At 73.4% G+C, this 14,456-nt stretch carries 10 protein-coding genes; 7 read left to right on the top strand and 3 right to left on the bottom strand.

Going from position 1 to position 14,456, the window contains the following annotated elements; translation table 11 throughout:
- Positions 1-52: 52 nt before the first annotated feature.
- The 3 genes from AC07DC_RS40145 to AC07DC_RS40135 all read left to right on the top strand — a co-directional run bounded on the left by AC07DC_RS40145 (position 53) and on the right by AC07DC_RS40135 (position 7,405).
- Positions 53-1,594, top strand: coding sequence for a hypothetical protein (locus AC07DC_RS40145; protein ID WP_478919839.1), 1,542 nt, complete (start codon positions 53-55; stop codon positions 1,592-1,594).
- A gap of 64 nt (positions 1,595-1,658) precedes the next feature.
- Positions 1,659-2,645: a hypothetical protein gene (locus AC07DC_RS40140; RefSeq protein ID WP_478919838.1), complete on the top strand. Its 987-nt coding sequence runs from the start codon at positions 1,659-1,661 to the stop codon at positions 2,643-2,645.
- A 53-nt stretch (positions 2,646-2,698) separates the two neighbouring features.
- Positions 2,699-7,405, top strand: a complete 4,707-nt coding sequence (locus AC07DC_RS40135; RefSeq protein WP_478919837.1) for a hypothetical protein — start codon at positions 2,699-2,701, stop codon at positions 7,403-7,405.
- 84 nt (positions 7,406-7,489) lie between these two features.
- Here AC07DC_RS40135 and AC07DC_RS40130 read toward each other — a convergent pair whose 3' ends face one another.
- On the bottom strand, positions 7,490-7,882 hold the full coding sequence (locus AC07DC_RS40130) for a hypothetical protein (protein ID WP_478919836.1): 393 nt from the start codon (positions 7,880-7,882) through the stop codon (positions 7,490-7,492).
- 269 nt (positions 7,883-8,151) lie between these two features.
- Here AC07DC_RS40130 and AC07DC_RS40125 point away from each other — a divergent pair, with 269 nt between their 5' ends.
- From AC07DC_RS40125 to AC07DC_RS40110, 4 genes are read left to right on the top strand one after another with little or no spacing between them, the layout of a single operon-like run.
- The gene (locus AC07DC_RS40125; RefSeq protein ID WP_478919835.1) at positions 8,152-10,635 is read left to right on the top strand and encodes a sensor histidine kinase; all 2,484 of its coding nucleotides are present in this window, start codon (positions 8,152-8,154) and stop codon (positions 10,633-10,635) included.
- Positions 10,632-11,054 carry a roadblock/LC7 domain-containing protein gene (locus AC07DC_RS40120; protein ID WP_250974712.1) on the top strand — a complete coding sequence of 141 codons (423 nt, stop codon included), beginning with the start codon at positions 10,632-10,634 and terminating at the stop codon, positions 11,052-11,054. Before AC07DC_RS40125 ends, AC07DC_RS40120 begins: the two co-directional genes overlap by 4 nt.
- 32 nt (positions 11,055-11,086) lie before the next feature.
- Positions 11,087-11,479, top strand: coding sequence for a DUF742 domain-containing protein (locus AC07DC_RS40115; RefSeq protein WP_478919834.1), 393 nt, complete (start codon positions 11,087-11,089; stop codon positions 11,477-11,479).
- Positions 11,460-12,068 (top strand): GTP-binding protein, encoded by a 609-nt coding sequence (locus AC07DC_RS40110; RefSeq protein ID WP_478919833.1) that lies wholly within the window; start codon positions 11,460-11,462, stop codon positions 12,066-12,068. Before AC07DC_RS40115 ends, AC07DC_RS40110 begins: the two co-directional genes overlap by 20 nt.
- Before the next feature lie 13 nt (positions 12,069-12,081).
- On the opposite strand, the gene glpK is transcribed toward AC07DC_RS40110, so the two are convergent.
- Both glpK and AC07DC_RS40100 read right to left on the bottom strand, forming a co-directional pair.
- Complete coding sequence (gene glpK / locus AC07DC_RS40105) at positions 12,082-13,614, bottom strand: glycerol kinase GlpK (protein ID WP_478919832.1); 1,533 nt, start codon at positions 13,612-13,614, stop codon at positions 12,082-12,084.
- A gap of 11 nt (positions 13,615-13,625) precedes the next feature.
- Positions 13,626-14,357 carry an MIP/aquaporin family protein gene (locus tag AC07DC_RS40100; protein WP_478919830.1) on the bottom strand — a complete coding sequence of 244 codons (732 nt, stop codon included), beginning with the start codon at positions 14,355-14,357 and terminating at the stop codon, positions 13,626-13,628.
- Positions 14,358-14,456: the final 99 nt, after the last annotated feature.

Genomic DNA, 14,456 nt, shown 5'->3' with positions numbered 1-14,456 from the left:
CTCGGCTACGGGTGACTTGTGGCCGGGCGGGTGATCCGTGCCGTTTCGTTCGATGTCGGTGGCACCGCCTAATGTGTGCGTCGTGACCGTAACCACCCCGTACCCGACGACGGGCGCGCCCCGCCCCGCTCCGGGCCCGGCCGCCGACGAGGGCCTGGCCCGCCGCCTCAAGGCGCTCGCGTGCACCGCGCCGCTGCACGACCTGGACGTGCGCAAGGCGAACCTGGCCGGCGAGTACTCGGTGTACGCGATGGCGGAGGTGGCGCTGTCCGCCATCGACATGGTCACGCTCAACATGGACTTCGACACCGGGGCCGACCCGGAGCAGATAGTGACCAGGCTGCTGCCCCGGGTCGCCGCCCAGTCCCCGCGCCGGCCCGTCGAGGAGCATGAGCGGGTCGCCCGCTGGGTCCTGGAGAACCTGATCAACGTCGGCAGCGTGGACCGCGGCTTCCGCGCGGTCTACGGCACCTTCGGTCCCGACGGCGCGTACGTCCGCCGCGACTACGACTTCAAGCTGATCGAGGAGGTCCCGGGCCCCGGCGGCGGCGTGTACCTGCGCACCACCGACGAAGCGGTCAACGTCCTGGTCGGCGCGCTCGACACGGACGTCACCAGCGCCCAGATCGCCGCCGAGGTCAAGCTGGAGGTGCTGATCAGCCGGGGGCGGCTGGCGGACGCCCAGCTCGCCGCCGAGCAGGCCCGCTACCGCACCGTGCAGTACGCGGAGACGCTGCGCCGCGCCCTGGAGGCGACCCGGCGCAACGTCCGGGCGGTCGACTGGCTGCGCGCCGTCCCGGACATGATCGCCGAGGCGCTCGACCACGTCGCCGACCGGTACCGGCACGAGAACGCGATCCTCACCAACATCCGCAAGGCGCGCGACGAGGCGGAGGACCCCGAGCACAAGCGGCGGGCCGCCGAGCTCGTCGACATCGTCAAGGACTGCATCCGCCGCCACACCCAGCTGCAGTCCCGGCTGCTGGAGGCCGGCCCGCTGTTCCGCGCCGAGCAGGACCGGCAGGCGTTCGCCTCGGCGCCCGCCCGCGCCGGACTCGACCTGTACGGGCAGCTGATCGCGCCGATCCTGCCGCTCCCCGTCGAGCAGGCGTCCCGGGTCACCGACGCCTTCTTCGCCCGTGGCGCGGGCCTGCGCACCCCGCCCGCGGTGCGGATCTGCGACCTGGTGGACGTGCTGCTCACCCCGCCCACCGAGCGCGAGCACCTGGGCGCGGCCATGCCCGAACCGGACCTGGTGGCCACCCCCGCGGACAGCCGCTTCAGCGAGGAGCAGCTGGAGAGCGCGCTGGAGCTGCTGGACCTGCCGGACGACGCGCCGCGCCGGCTGTCCGGGCTGCTCGCCGACGCCCGCCGCCGCGATCCGGAACTGCCCTACCTCGTCGCCCTGCTGGCGGTGCACGCCGCCAGCCCGCCGGTCGGCACCGCCTACCGGCAGGGCGAGCCGCGGCTGCTCTTCTCCGTCGACGACGGCGAGGAGCTGACGGATCCGGAGTTCGGCGGCGCCGACCTGATCGTGGGCACCGCCCGGCTCGACACGGCCGGTATGGCCGCGGCCCGTTCGGAGATCGCATGACAGCCGCCCCACCCACCAGCGCCCCCGAACAGCCACCCGCCGTCCGCCCCGAGGAGATCCACCCGTGACCGAGTACCGCGACGACGGGACCGCGCAGCAGGCCGGGTACGGCGATGCCGCGCCGGCCGCGCGATCCGGCGCCCCGTCGCCCGTCACCGCGGCCGACGCGGCGGACGCCGCCCGGCTGGTCTCCTACGGGCTGCAGCCCAAGCTGCTGCCGGCCCGCGACGCGGAGTACACGGAGCTGATCCGCAGGCACCGCGAGGAGCCCGCCTTCGCCCGTCTCGCGGACGCCGTCGCCGCCGGGCTCGGCCTGATCGTCCTGGAGGTGTCGCCGCGCGCCGGGATGGCCGTGGCCGCCGCCGAGGACTCGGTGTTCGCGGTGCGGATGGGCGAGTACTCGCGGCGGGCCGCCTCCGACGCCGGCGACCGGTTCCTGCACGGTCTGGCGCACCTGGCCACGGCCACCATGGCGTTCCCCCGCCCCGAGGACCTCGCGGACGACGGCTACATCGGCCGGATCACCGTCAACGGCGTCGACGGGTTCGTCCGCCAGGCCTGCCGCCGGCTGGAGGAGCGCGCCGCGGAGCAGGGCGAGAACACCGACCCGGCCAGCGACGCTCCCGGCCTGGAGGCGGCCTGGCGGGTCTGGACCCGCCGCAGCTCCACCGGCGCGACCAAGGACGCCCGGCGGCTGGCCGGTTCCACCACCGGCATTGTCGGCAAGGCGGTCGCCTTCCTCGTCGACTCCGGCTTCCTGCAGCGCACCGGGGACGACGCGGGCGGCACGTTCCGCACCACGGCCCGGTACCAGCTGCAGGTCCGGGACATGGCGGGCAGCGCGGCCATGGCCGAACTCCTGGAGCTGGGCGTCGTCCCGGTGAGCGACGGCTCGGCGACCCTGCTGCCGCCGGACGACACCGGGGAGCTGGACCTCGTCGCCGAGGCCGGCCTGCCGTTCCACGAGAGCGACAGCCACCGGAGCGACAGCCCCCGGAGCCACGGCCGCGAGAGCCGGCACAGCCCAGAAGACCAGCACAGCCACTCCTGAGCCGCACCCACCACCCGCGCGCCCACACGCGCAGATAACGAGAGTCCGCCGCCATGTACGAGCTGTCCCGGCTCCGCCTGTACTCCATCGGCCCCGCCGGTGCGCGGTACGCAGACACCGTCCTGGACCTGCGGGGTGTCGGCGCGCCCGTACCGCAGCCCGCGCCCGCCCAGGCCGAGTTCTTCCAGGACGAGCCGACCGGCCCGCCGCGCCGCCCCGCCCCCGCGGGCGTCCTGTTCCTGGAGAACGGCGGCGGCAAGTCCGTCCTGCTCAAGCTGATCTTCTCGGTGATGCTGCCCGGCCACCGCAACACCCTCGGCGGGGCCAGCTCGGGCGTGCTCCGCAAGTTCCTGCTGGCCGACGACTGCGGGCATGTGGCGCTGGAGTGGCAGCACACCGTCACCGGCGAGCTGGTGGTCGTCGGCAAGGTCAGCGAGTGGCGCGGCCGCCAGGTCTCCTCCGACCCGCGCAAGTTCGCCGAGGCCTGGTACTCCTTCCGCCCCGGCCCCGGGCTCAGCCTGGACTCGCTCCCGGTCGCCGAGTCCACCGCCGTCCGGCCGCCCGCCGAGGGCGCCTCGGGCGCGACGGGCCGGCGCCGCACCATGAAGGGCTTCCGCGACGCCCTCACCGAGGCCGGCAAGTTCTACCCGCACCTGGAAGTGGTGTGGGAGGAGATCCACGACCGGTGGAACGAACACCTCGGCGAGATCGGTCTGGACCCGGAGCTCTTCCGCTACCAGCGGGAGATGAACGCCGACGAGGGCGAGGCGGCCGGGCTCTTCGCCGTCCGGCACGACTCCGACTTCGCGGACCTGCTGCTGCGCGCCGTCACCGACACCCGGGACACCGACGGTCTCGCGGACCTCGTGCACAGCTTCGCGGGCAAGCTCGGCCGCCGCGCCGAACTGACCGCGGAACGCGACTTCACCGCCGGCTCGCTGGAGCTGCTGGAGCGGATCGTCGAGCACGCCAGCGCCCGCGAACTGGCGCGCGGTATCCACACCCAGTCCGAGCGCCGCACCCGCGCCCTGGCGCGCCGGTTGTCGGCGCGGGCCCGGGAGGAGCGCGGCCGCGGCGCGGAGCTCGCGCAGAACACCGACCGGGCCGCCCAGGCCGTCACCGACGCCGAGCAGGCCCGCGGCCGCAGCGCCCTGGTCGCCGCCGAACTCGCCTACCGGCACGCCTCGCTGGCCCTGGCCGCGTCCGACAAGGCCGCGGCGGGACTGCGCCGCGAACTGAACGACGCCCGCACCCTGCACTCCGCCTGGCAGGCGGCCGAGACGGTACTGCGCCACCGCGCCGCGGGCGACCGGCTGGCGCGGGTCAGCGCGGCCATCCAGGAGGCCGAGCGGGACGCGGCTCCCGCGCTGGCCGCCCGCACGCTGGCCGCAGGCGACCTGGTGCGTGCGCTGCACGCTGCGGCGGACGGCGCCGACCACCAGGCCGACGTGGAGGAGGAGCGCTCCGCCGCGCTCCAGGAGCAGTCGGTGGCCGCCCACCGGGACGCCACCGCCGCGGCCACCGAGGCCCAGCGGTCCCGCAGCGAGGCCGGCCACCTCGGGCAGCGGCTCGCCGAGGTGGCGCAGGAGACGGCCGAAGCGGTCAGCGCCGGTTGGCTCGACGACTCGGCACCCGACGCAGACCCGGCCCGTGCCGCCCTGGAGGCATCCGACGCCGAGCGGAGTGCCGCCGCCGTCGCCGGTGCGGCGCGGGAGAGCGCCCGCCAGGCCGCGGAACACGCCCGTGAAGCCGCCGCGGCAGAGTCCCGGGTGGAACTGGCCGCCGCCCGCGCGGCGGACGCCCTGGCGGCCGCCGAGGCCGCCCACTCCGCCGACTTCCGCGTCGCGCAGGCCCTCGCGGCCGAACCGCGGCTGGCCGAACTCCTCAGCCTCCCGGGTCTGTCGGCGGCCGAATCCACCGCCCGGGACGCCATCCCCGGCCCTCGCGGCTCCGCACCGGCGCCTGCCGCGCCCGCCGCGCCGCGCCGGACCGACGCCGGCCCGCTGGGCGCCCTGGAGCTGGACGCGTTCGCGGAGCCGCTGCGCGAGCTGCTGGACAGCACCGTCGCGGCCGCCGAACGGCAACTGTTCGACCTGCGGACCTCGGCCGCCGACGACGCGCGGATCCTGGCGGCGCTCGGTGACGGCGGCCTGCTGCCGCCCGGCCCGGACGTGCTGGCCACCGTGGAGTACCTGGGCGAGCACGGCATCCCCGCGCTGCCCGGCTGGCGCTACCTCGCGCAGGCCGTGGACCCCGCGGACCACACCGCGGTGCTGTCGGCGCGCCCGGAGCTGGTGGACGGCGTCGTCGTCACCGACCCGGAGACCTACCGGCGGGCCCGCGAGGTCCTCGCGCAGGCGGCGCTGCTGCCCCGCTCGACCGTGGCCGTGGGCACCGCGGCGGCCCTCCTCGCGCCGACCCCCTCGTCCGGCACCGAGTCCGACGTGTTCCTCGTACCGCCGAATCCGGCGATGCACGACGAGCTGGCGGCCGACGGCGAACGCCAGGAGCTGCGTACCCGGGCCGGCGCCCGGGACGGCGAGATCCGCGCGCTGGCCGCACGGCTCGGCCATGACCGGACGCTCGCCGCGCGGCTCGCGTCCTGGCGGTCCGGCTGCCCGAAGGGACAGCTCGGCGAGCTCGCGGCGGCCGTGGAAACGGCCGTGGAGGCCGCGGCGGCGGCCCGCGCGGAGCTGGCGGAGGTGCGCGCCCGGCGCGCCGAGGCGGACGAGGTGTCGGCCGAGGCGGCCCGGGAGCGCGACGCGCGCCAGGACGCGGCGCAGCAGGCCCGGCGCCGCGCGGACCTGCTGGCCGGGCTGGCCCACCGGCTGCGCGAACGGGCCAACTGGCAGCGCCGGGCGCGGGAGCTGACCGAGGACGCGTCCGAGGCCGAGGCCCGCGCCGAGGCCTGTCTCGCGCTCGCCCAGGCGGCCGACGAGGACCGCAGGGCCGCCCAGCGCGGCGCCGACGACGCCCGTCGTACCGCCAGGGTGCTGCGCGCCGAGCGGTCCGAGATCGCGGGTGCGCCCGACGAGCCCGCGCGGGACGCGGCGCCGCCCTCCGGCGAATCGCTCCCCGCGCTGCGTGAGGCGTACCGCGCCGCATCACAGCTGTACGAGCAGGTCGGCGTCGGCGCCGACCTGCGCGCCGAACAGGCCCGCGCGGAGAGCACCGAGAGCGCGGCACTCACCGAACTGCAGCGGCTGACCAACAAGGTCCGCAGCCGCGCCGCCCAGCTCCTGGAAGGTTCGGACGGCGCGGACGGCCCGTCCCGGCAGGCCGCGGCGGCCCGCGCCGAGCAGCTCGTCCAGACCATCGAGGCCCGTGCCTCGGCGGCCAGCGAGCAGCTGGGCCGGCTGCGCGGCGAGTCCGAGCGGCTCGCCCCCGTCACCGGGGAGTCGCACACCGAGCTGCCCGCCGAGCTGCTGCCCCGCGACGCCGGGCACGCCCAGGAGCTGCTGCGCGGCGCCAACGGTGAACTCGCCGCGCGCACCGAGGCGCTGGACGAGGCCCGGGGAGCCCACGCGGACCTGGTGCGCTCGCACCGGGCGGCGGAGGACGCGGCCGGCGGGTTCGACGAACTGGCGGCGCTGCTGCGCGATCTGCTCAGGGACGGCTCGGCGATCCACGACGAGGCCGAAGCGGAGCCCGAGCCGTATGCGGGCAGTCTGGAGGAGGCCCGTACGGTCTCGGCCGAGGTCCGCCGGAGCCTGCGCGGCTGCGCCACCGATCTGTCGGCGGCCGAGTCGCAGCTGCGCGAGGCGTCCGACATCCTGGTCCGCCATGCCAACGCCGCCCGGTTCGAGCAGGTCAGGACCCCGGCCCGGCAGCAGATCCGCGAGTTGCCGGCGGCCGGACTGCCCGAGCACGCGGCGGCCTGGGCGGTGGCGTTCGCGCCCCGGCTGCGGGTGCTGACCGACGAGATGCAGCAGTTGGAGCGCAACCGCGACAGCATCGTGGACCGGCTGCGCGGCCTCGTCGAGTCCTCGCTCGCCACCCTGCGCTCCGCACAGCGACTCTCCCGCCTCCCCGAGGGGCTGGGCGACTGGTCGGGCCAGGAGTTCCTGCGGATCCGCTTCGAGGACCCGGACCAGGCGGCGCTCACCGAGCGCCTCGGCGAGGTCATCGACGAGGCGACCAGCTCCGCCGTCCGCAAGAACTCCGACCTGCGACGGGACGGTATGTCCCTGCTGCTGCGCGGTGTCGCGGCGGCGCTGCAGCCCAAGGGGATCTCCGTGGAGATCCTCAAGCCGGACGCGGTGCTGCGCGCCGAGCGGGTCCCGGTGGGTCAGATGGGCGACGTGTTCTCCGGCGGACAGTTGCTCACCGCGGCCATCGCGCTGTACTGCACGATGGCGGCGTTGCGCAGCAACGACCGGGGCCGCGACCGGCACCGGCATGCCGGCACGCTGTTCCTGGACAACCCCATCGGCCGGGCCAACGCGACGTATCTGCTGGAGCTGCAGCGGGCGGTCGCCGACGCGCTGGGCGTCCAGCTGATCTACACCACCGGCCTCTTCGACACCACGGCGCTCGCCGAATTCCCGCTGGTCGTAAGGCTGCGCAATGACGCGGACCTGCGCGCGGGGCTGAAGTACATCACCGTCGAGGAGCATCTGCGGCCCGGTCTGCCCGTCCAGGACACCGGCAGCGAGACGGTGCACGGGGAGATCACGGCCACCCGGATGTTCCGCCGCCCGTCGGAACAGCCGCGACCGCAATCGCAGTCGCCGGCCATGCCCCAGGCCCAGCCTCAGTAGCCGTTCTGTTCCTGGGCCGGGAGACCGGCCCAGGAACCTTCACGTACTGTTCACGCCCGGTTCAGGGGTCGCCTCACGGCCGGTTCAGGCCCGCGACAGCGACCGGGGTATGTGCCCGCGCGGCTTCGACTTCGCCGCGGTCCGTTCCCGGCGCCGTGCCCTGCGCCGCTCCCGGCGCAGCGCACGCGCGGCGCTGCTCGGGCTGGAGACCACGCCGTTGCGCTGGTTCCACACCTGCCGGGTCACCCACACGTCCAGCACCGCCCAGGTGGCCACGATGGTGCTGATCACGGTGAAGATCATGGCCGGCGCGGAGAGCCAGGACTCGCCGGCGGTCAGCAGCGCGGTGACCACCGCTTCGATCAGGGTCACGGCGACGATCAGCACGGCACGGACGGCAGCGGCTCGGACGGGGTCGGCCATCCGCGGGGTACCGACGGGATCTTCGACCCACATCGAGCGGGGTTCTGTGTCCATAGAAGGTGGCTGCCCGCAAATCGCCCTTGCCATTCCGCAGTACCTTTCCAGCCACTCGCGGCATCGGTGCATCGCGCCCGAACCGGGTGTCCCGCACCACGATGCCATCCGGGTTGCCCGGGTTGAACCCGAAAACGAGCCATCGGAAAATCTGGCCGACCTACTCCGGCCACCGGACTGGCTTTCGAGTTACCTATGGGGCAGTAGTAGGCTCGCGCAGATTCCATGCGATCGAACACCCCCCGAACGGGGCTGACGTTGGGGAGGCCATGCGCTTTCGCGGTACGACGATCCGCCGGAAGATCGTGGCGCTGCTGCTGATTCCGCTGGTGTCGCTCACAGCCATCTGGGCATTCGCCGCCACGCTCACCGGCCGCGAGGTCTGGGGTCTGCTGGACATCGAGCGCATCGTCAACGACGTCGGATACCCGACCGAGGACGTGGTCCAGGCCCTGCAGCAGGAGCGGCGCGCCGCCATCCTGTATCTGGCCGATCCGCGCCGGTCGGACTTCAAGGCCGGGCTGGCCAAGCAGGAAGCCGCCACGGACAAGGTCTTCGCCAAGTTGCGCACCAACGCGTTCGACTCGGGTGTCAGGTCCGACCTCAGCGGGGACGCCAAGCTCCGACTGGACGCCGTGACACAGGGGTTCGAGGGACTGCCCGCGCTGCGCGCCAAGGTCGACGGCCAGAGCATGACCCGTAACGACGCCTTCGGCGCCTACAACGCGATGGTCGACCCCTGCTACGACTTCCTCGACTCGCTCAGCCCGCTGAACAACGTGTCGCTCGACAGGCAGGGCCGCGCCCTCATCGTGATCACCCGGGCCCGGGAGGCGATCAGCCGCGAGGACGCGCTGATGGCCGCGGCCATCAGCGCCGGCCGGATGAGCCCGCAGGAGTTGCGTTCCTTCACCTTCGCCGTCGGCGAGGAGCGGGACTACTACGACGACAACCTCAAACTCCTTCCCGACGACGAGCGGACGCTCTACGACGAGTTCTGGCGGGGCGCCACCGGCAAGGCGCTGCGCACCGCGGAGGACTCCGTGATCGCCGCGGGCGCCGCCGCCGCGCCGCGGGTCGCCGACCGGGCCTCCTGGCTCGGCACCGCGACCACCGCGCTGGGCGACCTCGACCGGATCGGCGTCCAGGCGGGCGACCTGCACAAGAAGCGCGCCGAGCCCTACGCCCTCAAGCTGCTGATCCTGGCGGCCGTCGCGGGCGGCCTCGGCCTGATCGCCGTCTTCGCCTCGCTCTTCGTCTCGGTACGCATCGGCCGCAGCCTGATCCGCGACCTGTCCGGGCTGCGCAAGGAGGCCCAGGAGGTCTCCGGCACCCGGCTGCCGCGCGTCATGCGGCGTCTCGCCGCCGGCGAGAAGGTCGACGTCGAGACCGAGGTGCCGCGGCTGGAGTACACCGACGACGAGATCGGGCAGGTGGGCAAGGCCCTCAACACCCTGCAGCGCGCCGCCGTCGAGGCGGCCGTCCGCCAGTCCGACATGCGGCGCGGCGTCTCCGACGTCTTCGTCAACCTCGCCCGCCGCAGCCAGGTCCTGCTGCACCGCCAGCTCACCCTGCTGGACGCCATGGAGCGGCGCACCGAGGACACCGAGGAACTCGCCGACCTCTTCCGGCTCGACCACATGACGACCCGCATGCGGCGGCACGCCGAGGGCCTGGTGATCCTCTCCGGAGCCGCGCCCTCACGGCAGTGGCGCAAGCCCATCCAGCTCATGGACGTGGTGCGCGCGGCGGTCGCCGAGGTCGAGGACTACGAGCGCATCGAGGTCCGCAGGCTGCCGCGGCTGGCGGTGGCCGGCTCGGCCGTCGCCGACGTGACGCACCTGGTCGCCGAACTCATCGAGAACGCCGCCGTGTTCTCCCCGCCGCACACCGCGGTCCGGGTGCACGGCGAGCACGTCGCCAACGGCTTCGTCCTGGAGATCGACGACCGCGGGCTCGGACTCACCCCGGACGCGCTGCTGGAAGCCAACCTGCGGCTCGCCGAGACCCCCGAGTTCGAGCTGTCCGACACCGACCGCCTCGGCCTCTTCGTCGTCAGCCGGCTCGCACAGCGGCACGGCGTACGCGTCTCGCTGCGGCTGTCGCCGTACGGGGGCACCACGGCGGTCGTCCTCATCCCGGCCACGCTGCTCACCGATGCCGGTGAGGACACCGGAGCGACCCGCCTGGGCGGGATCCTCGGGGCGGAGGAGATCGACATGGACTCGACCGGCACCGAACTCTCCTTCCGGCAGTGGGGACTGGAGACCGCCAGGAGTGACGAGAGCAGGGAACACGTCCAGGTCCCGGACCTGGCCCCCGACACCGCTGACCCCGGTGCGGGTGGCAACGACGGGGAGGCGGTGCCCCTGCCGCGCCGCCGCCGTACCGCCCCGGTCCTGGTCTCGGACCGCGGCCGCCCGGTCGCCCCGCCGACCGTCCCGGCGGCCCGCTCGGCTGAGCCGTCCGGCCCGACGGCGGCGCTGCTGCCGAAGCGGGTCCGGCAGGCCAACCTCGCCCCGCAGCTGCGCGTCGAATCCGCGTCGCAGGAGACCGGGACCGCGGTGCGGCCCGGCGCCGGGGCACCGCGCGAACGCTCCGCCGACGAGGTGCGGGACCGGATGGCCGCACTGCAGCGCGGCTGGCAGCGTGGGCGCGAACACGACATCACCGACGACGACACCGTCGGCCCGCACGGCTCGGACGACGAACACACAGCACCGAGAACGACTCCTGAGGGGAACGGTCGATGACCGCACCATCGAGCCCGACACGCGAGCTGAGCTGGCTCCTTGATGATCTGGTCACCCGCGTGGCCAGCATCCGCAAGGCACTGGTGCTCTCCGGCGACGGCCTGGCGATCGGCGCTTCGGACGGACTGACCCGCGAGGACTCAGAACACCTCGCCGCCGTCGCCTCCGGCTTCCACAGCCTGGCCAAGGGCGTCGGCCGGCACTTCGACGCGGGCGGGGTCCGGCAGACCATGGTGGAGCTGGACGAGGCCTTCCTGTTTGTGACCGCGGCGGGCGACGGCAGCTGTCTCGCCGTGCTCACCGACGCCGACTCCGACGTCGGGCAGGTGGCGTACGAGATGGCGCTGCTGGTCAAGCGGGTCGGCGCCCATCTGGGCACCGCGCCCCGCACCGACAGCGGCGCGGCACTCAGCGGTTGACGGCATGACCTGAGGACGGGGTACGGGGTGACATGACTTCAGACAAGGACCGCTGGTTCGACGACGCCGCCGGCCCGGTGGTGCGTCCGTACGCGATGACACGTGGCCGCACCAGCCACGCCGCCGAGGGCCGGCTCGACCTCATCGCCCTGGTGATGACCGAGCCGGAGGGCGAGGACGGGGCGGCCGAAGGCGATCACACGCTGTCGCCCGAGCACCTCGACATCGTCGACCGCTGCCAGCTGATGGCGACCTCGGTCGCCGAGCTGGCGGCCGATCTCGATCTGCCGGTGGGCGTGGTGCGCGTGCTCGTCGGCGACCTGCTGGACGCGGAACTCGTCCACGTCAGCATGCCTGTTCCGCCGGCTGAACTGCCGGACGAGAGCATTCTCCGAGAGGTGATCAATGGGCTTCGGGCGCTCTGACCGACGCCGCAGGTCCGCCCCCGATCCGGTAGCGCTCAAGCTGCTGGTCGCGGGCGGTTTCGGGGTCGGCAAAACGACGTTGGTGGGTGCCGTCAGCGAGATCAGGCCGCTGCGCACCGAGGAACCGCTCAGCGAGGCCGGCCGGCCGGTCGACGACATCCACGGTGTCGAGGCCAAGAGCACGACCACCGTCGCCATGGACTTCGGGCGGATCACGCTCCGCGAGGACCTGGTGCTGTACCTGTTCGGCACGCCCGGCCAGGACCGCTTCTGGTTCCTGTGGGACGAGCTGGCCCAGGGCGCGCTGGGCGCGGTCGTGCTGGCCGACACCCGCCGCCTGGAGGACTGCTTCGCCGCCGTCGACTACTTCGAACGGCGCGGCATCCCCTTCACGGTCGCGGTGAACCTCTTCGACGGTGCCACCCAGCACGCGACCGAGACGGTCCGCGACGCGCTGGACCTCGACCCGCACGTACCGGTCGTGATGTGCGACGCACGGGACCGGGCCTCCGCCAAGCAGGTGCTGATCACCGTGGTCGAGCATGCCGCGAAGGTGGCGGCGGACCGTCGGGAGCCCGCCGCCACCTGATGCCGCGGGCGGGCTAGGGAGCGTCGTCCCGCCCGTCCTCCTCCTGCCAGCCGAAGCTGCGCTCGACGGCCTTCTTCCATCGCCGGTACTCGCGCTCCCGGGTGGGCTCGTCCATGCCCGGGGTCCACTCGGTGTCGCGCTTCCAGTGCGTCTTGAGGGTGTCCAGGTCCGGCCAGACCCCGGTCGCGAGACCGGCCGCGTAGGCGGCGCCCAGGCAGGTCGTCTCGGCGACCACCGGCCGGATCACGGGCACTCCCAGGACGTCCGCCTGATGCTGCATCAGCAGGTTGTTGACGGTCATGCCGCCATCCACCCGCAGCGAGGTGATCTGCACCCCGGAGTCCTGGTACATCGCGTCGACGACCTCGCGGGTCTGCCAGCTGGTCGCCTCCAGCACCGCCCGCGCCAGGTGCGCCTTGGTGACGTAACGGGTCAGGCCGGTGATCACCCCGCGCGCGTCGGAGCGCCAGTACGGGGCGAACAGGCCGGAGAAGGCGGGCACGATGTACGCGCCGCCGTTGTCCGAGACGCTCGCGGCCAGCGCTTCGATCTCGTCGGCGGAGCGGATGATGCCGAGCTGGTCGCGGAACCACTGGACCAGAGCGCCGGTGATCGCGATCGAGCCCTCCAGGCAGTACACCGGCGCCTCGCCGCCGAGCTGGTAGCCCACGGTGGTGATCAGGCCGTTCTTGGAGGGCACCGGCCGGGTGCCGGTGTTCAGGAGCAGGAAGCTGCCGGTGCCGTAGGTGTTCTTGGCTTCGCCCGGTTCGTAGCAGGTCTGCCCGAAGACGGCCGACTGCTGGTCACCGAGCGCGGCGGCCACCGGCACCCCGGCCAGCTGGCCGACCGCGGTGCCGTAGACCTCGGAGGAGGAGCGGATCTCCGGCAGGATCGCCTCGGGGAGGTTCATCGCGGCGAGCACCGACGGATCCCACTGCAGCGTTTCCAGGTTCATCAGCAGGGTGCGCGAGGCGTTGGTGACGTCGGTGACGTGCTTCCCGCCGTTGACGCCGCCGGTCAGATTCCAGATCAGCCAGGAGTCGATGGTGCCGAAGGCGATCTCGCCGTTCTCGGCGCGCCGTCGCAGGCCCGGTACGTTCTCCAGCAGCCAGGCGGCCTTCGGCCCGGAGAAGTAGCTGGCCAGCGGTAGGCCGGTCAGGTCGCGGAAGCGGTCCTGGCCGTCCTGGCCGCCGAGTTCGTCGCAGAGCGCGGCGGTTCGGGTGTCCTGCCAGACGATCGCGTTGTGCACGGGCCGGCCGGTGGCCCGGTCCCACAGCACGGTGGTCTCCCGCTGGTTGGTGATGCCCAGCGCGCTGAGCTGGTCGGCCCGCAGCCCGGCCTTGGCGAGCGCGCCGGCCACCACCGCCTGCACCTTGGACCAGATCTCGGTGGCGTCGTGCTCCACCCAGCCGGGCCGGGGAAAGATCTGCCGGTGCTCGCGCTGGTCGACGGCGACGATCGCGCCGCCGGTGTCGAAGACGATGCACCGGCTGGAGGTCGTGCCCTGATCAATGGCGGCTACGTACGTGACGGACTTCTCGCTCATGACGGCCTCCCTTAGAACGCGGCGTTGTAAAGGGCTCCCGAGAGCGCGCCGCCGATCAGCGGACCGGCGACCGGCACCCAGGCATAACCCCAGTCGGACGTGCCCTTGTTGGGAATGGGCAGCAGTGCGTGGACGATGCGCGGGCCCAGGTCGCGGGCCGGGTTGATGGCGTATCCGGTGGGCCCGCCCAGCGACAGGCCGATCCCGACGACCAGCAGGGCGACGAGCAGTGTGGTGGTGCCCGACTCGCCCAGGCCCTTGTTGCCGGGGAAGGCGAGCACCGGCAGTACGAGCCCCATGGTGGCGATCACTTCGGTGACCAGGTTCTGCCAGGGGACGCGGATCTCGGGGATGGTCGAGAAGATCCCCAGGGTGCCCAGCGGTTCCTCGTCCTGGCCGGTGTTGGCGGCGAACTGGCCGTAGTAGGCCAGCCAGGCCAGCGCCGCTCCGGTCATCGCGCCGATCAGCTGACCGGCGAGGTAGTACGGGGTCTGGTCCCACTGGCCGGTGTCGATGGCGATGCCGAGGGTGACGGCGGGGTTGAGGTGGCCGCCGGACAGCGGTCCGGCGGTGTAGGCCCCGGCGAGGACCCCGAAGCCCCAGCCGAAGGCGATGACGATCCAGCCGGACGCTCTCGCCTTGGAGTGCTTGAGCGTGACCGCGGCGCAGACCCCCGCGCCGAACAGGATGAGGATCGCGGTGCCGATGATCTCGCCCAGGAAGACGTCTCCGTTGGAGTGCATGGCGGGCTCCTTCGTGCAGGCTGCACTGACCGGGCTTGTGCCATCCGAAGAGCGCGCGACATCACCAGCGGTGCGGAAAAGACTCCCGCGTGCCTGCGC

It is taken from the genome of Streptomyces sp. NPDC045021, from assembly GCF_056432645.1.
This window is presented reverse-complemented; position numbering and strand designations above follow the sequence as displayed.

Excerpts from the sequence above, each read along its gene's own strand:
- AC07DC_RS40110 (WP_478919833.1), top strand. The coding sequence starts at position 11,460 with ATGGGCTTCGGGCGCTCTGACCGACGCCGCAGGTCCGCCCCCGATCCG.
- glpK (WP_478919832.1), bottom strand. The coding sequence starts at position 13,614 with ATGAGCGAGAAGTCCGTCACGTACGTAGCCGCCATTGATCAGGGCACG.
- AC07DC_RS40125 (WP_478919835.1), top strand. The coding sequence starts at position 8,152 with ATGCGCTTTCGCGGTACGACGATCCGCCGGAAGATCGTGGCGCTGCTG.
- AC07DC_RS40135 (WP_478919837.1), top strand. The coding sequence starts at position 2,699 with ATGTACGAGCTGTCCCGGCTCCGCCTGTACTCCATCGGCCCCGCCGGT.
- AC07DC_RS40115 (WP_478919834.1), top strand. The coding sequence starts at position 11,087 with ATGACTTCAGACAAGGACCGCTGGTTCGACGACGCCGCCGGCCCGGTG.
- AC07DC_RS40120 (WP_250974712.1), top strand. The coding sequence starts at position 10,632 with ATGACCGCACCATCGAGCCCGACACGCGAGCTGAGCTGGCTCCTTGAT.
- AC07DC_RS40145 (WP_478919839.1), top strand. The coding sequence starts at position 53 with ATGTCGGTGGCACCGCCTAATGTGTGCGTCGTGACCGTAACCACCCCG.
- AC07DC_RS40100 (WP_478919830.1), bottom strand. The coding sequence starts at position 14,357 with ATGCACTCCAACGGAGACGTCTTCCTGGGCGAGATCATCGGCACCGCG.
- AC07DC_RS40130 (WP_478919836.1), bottom strand. The coding sequence starts at position 7,882 with ATGGACACAGAACCCCGCTCGATGTGGGTCGAAGATCCCGTCGGTACC.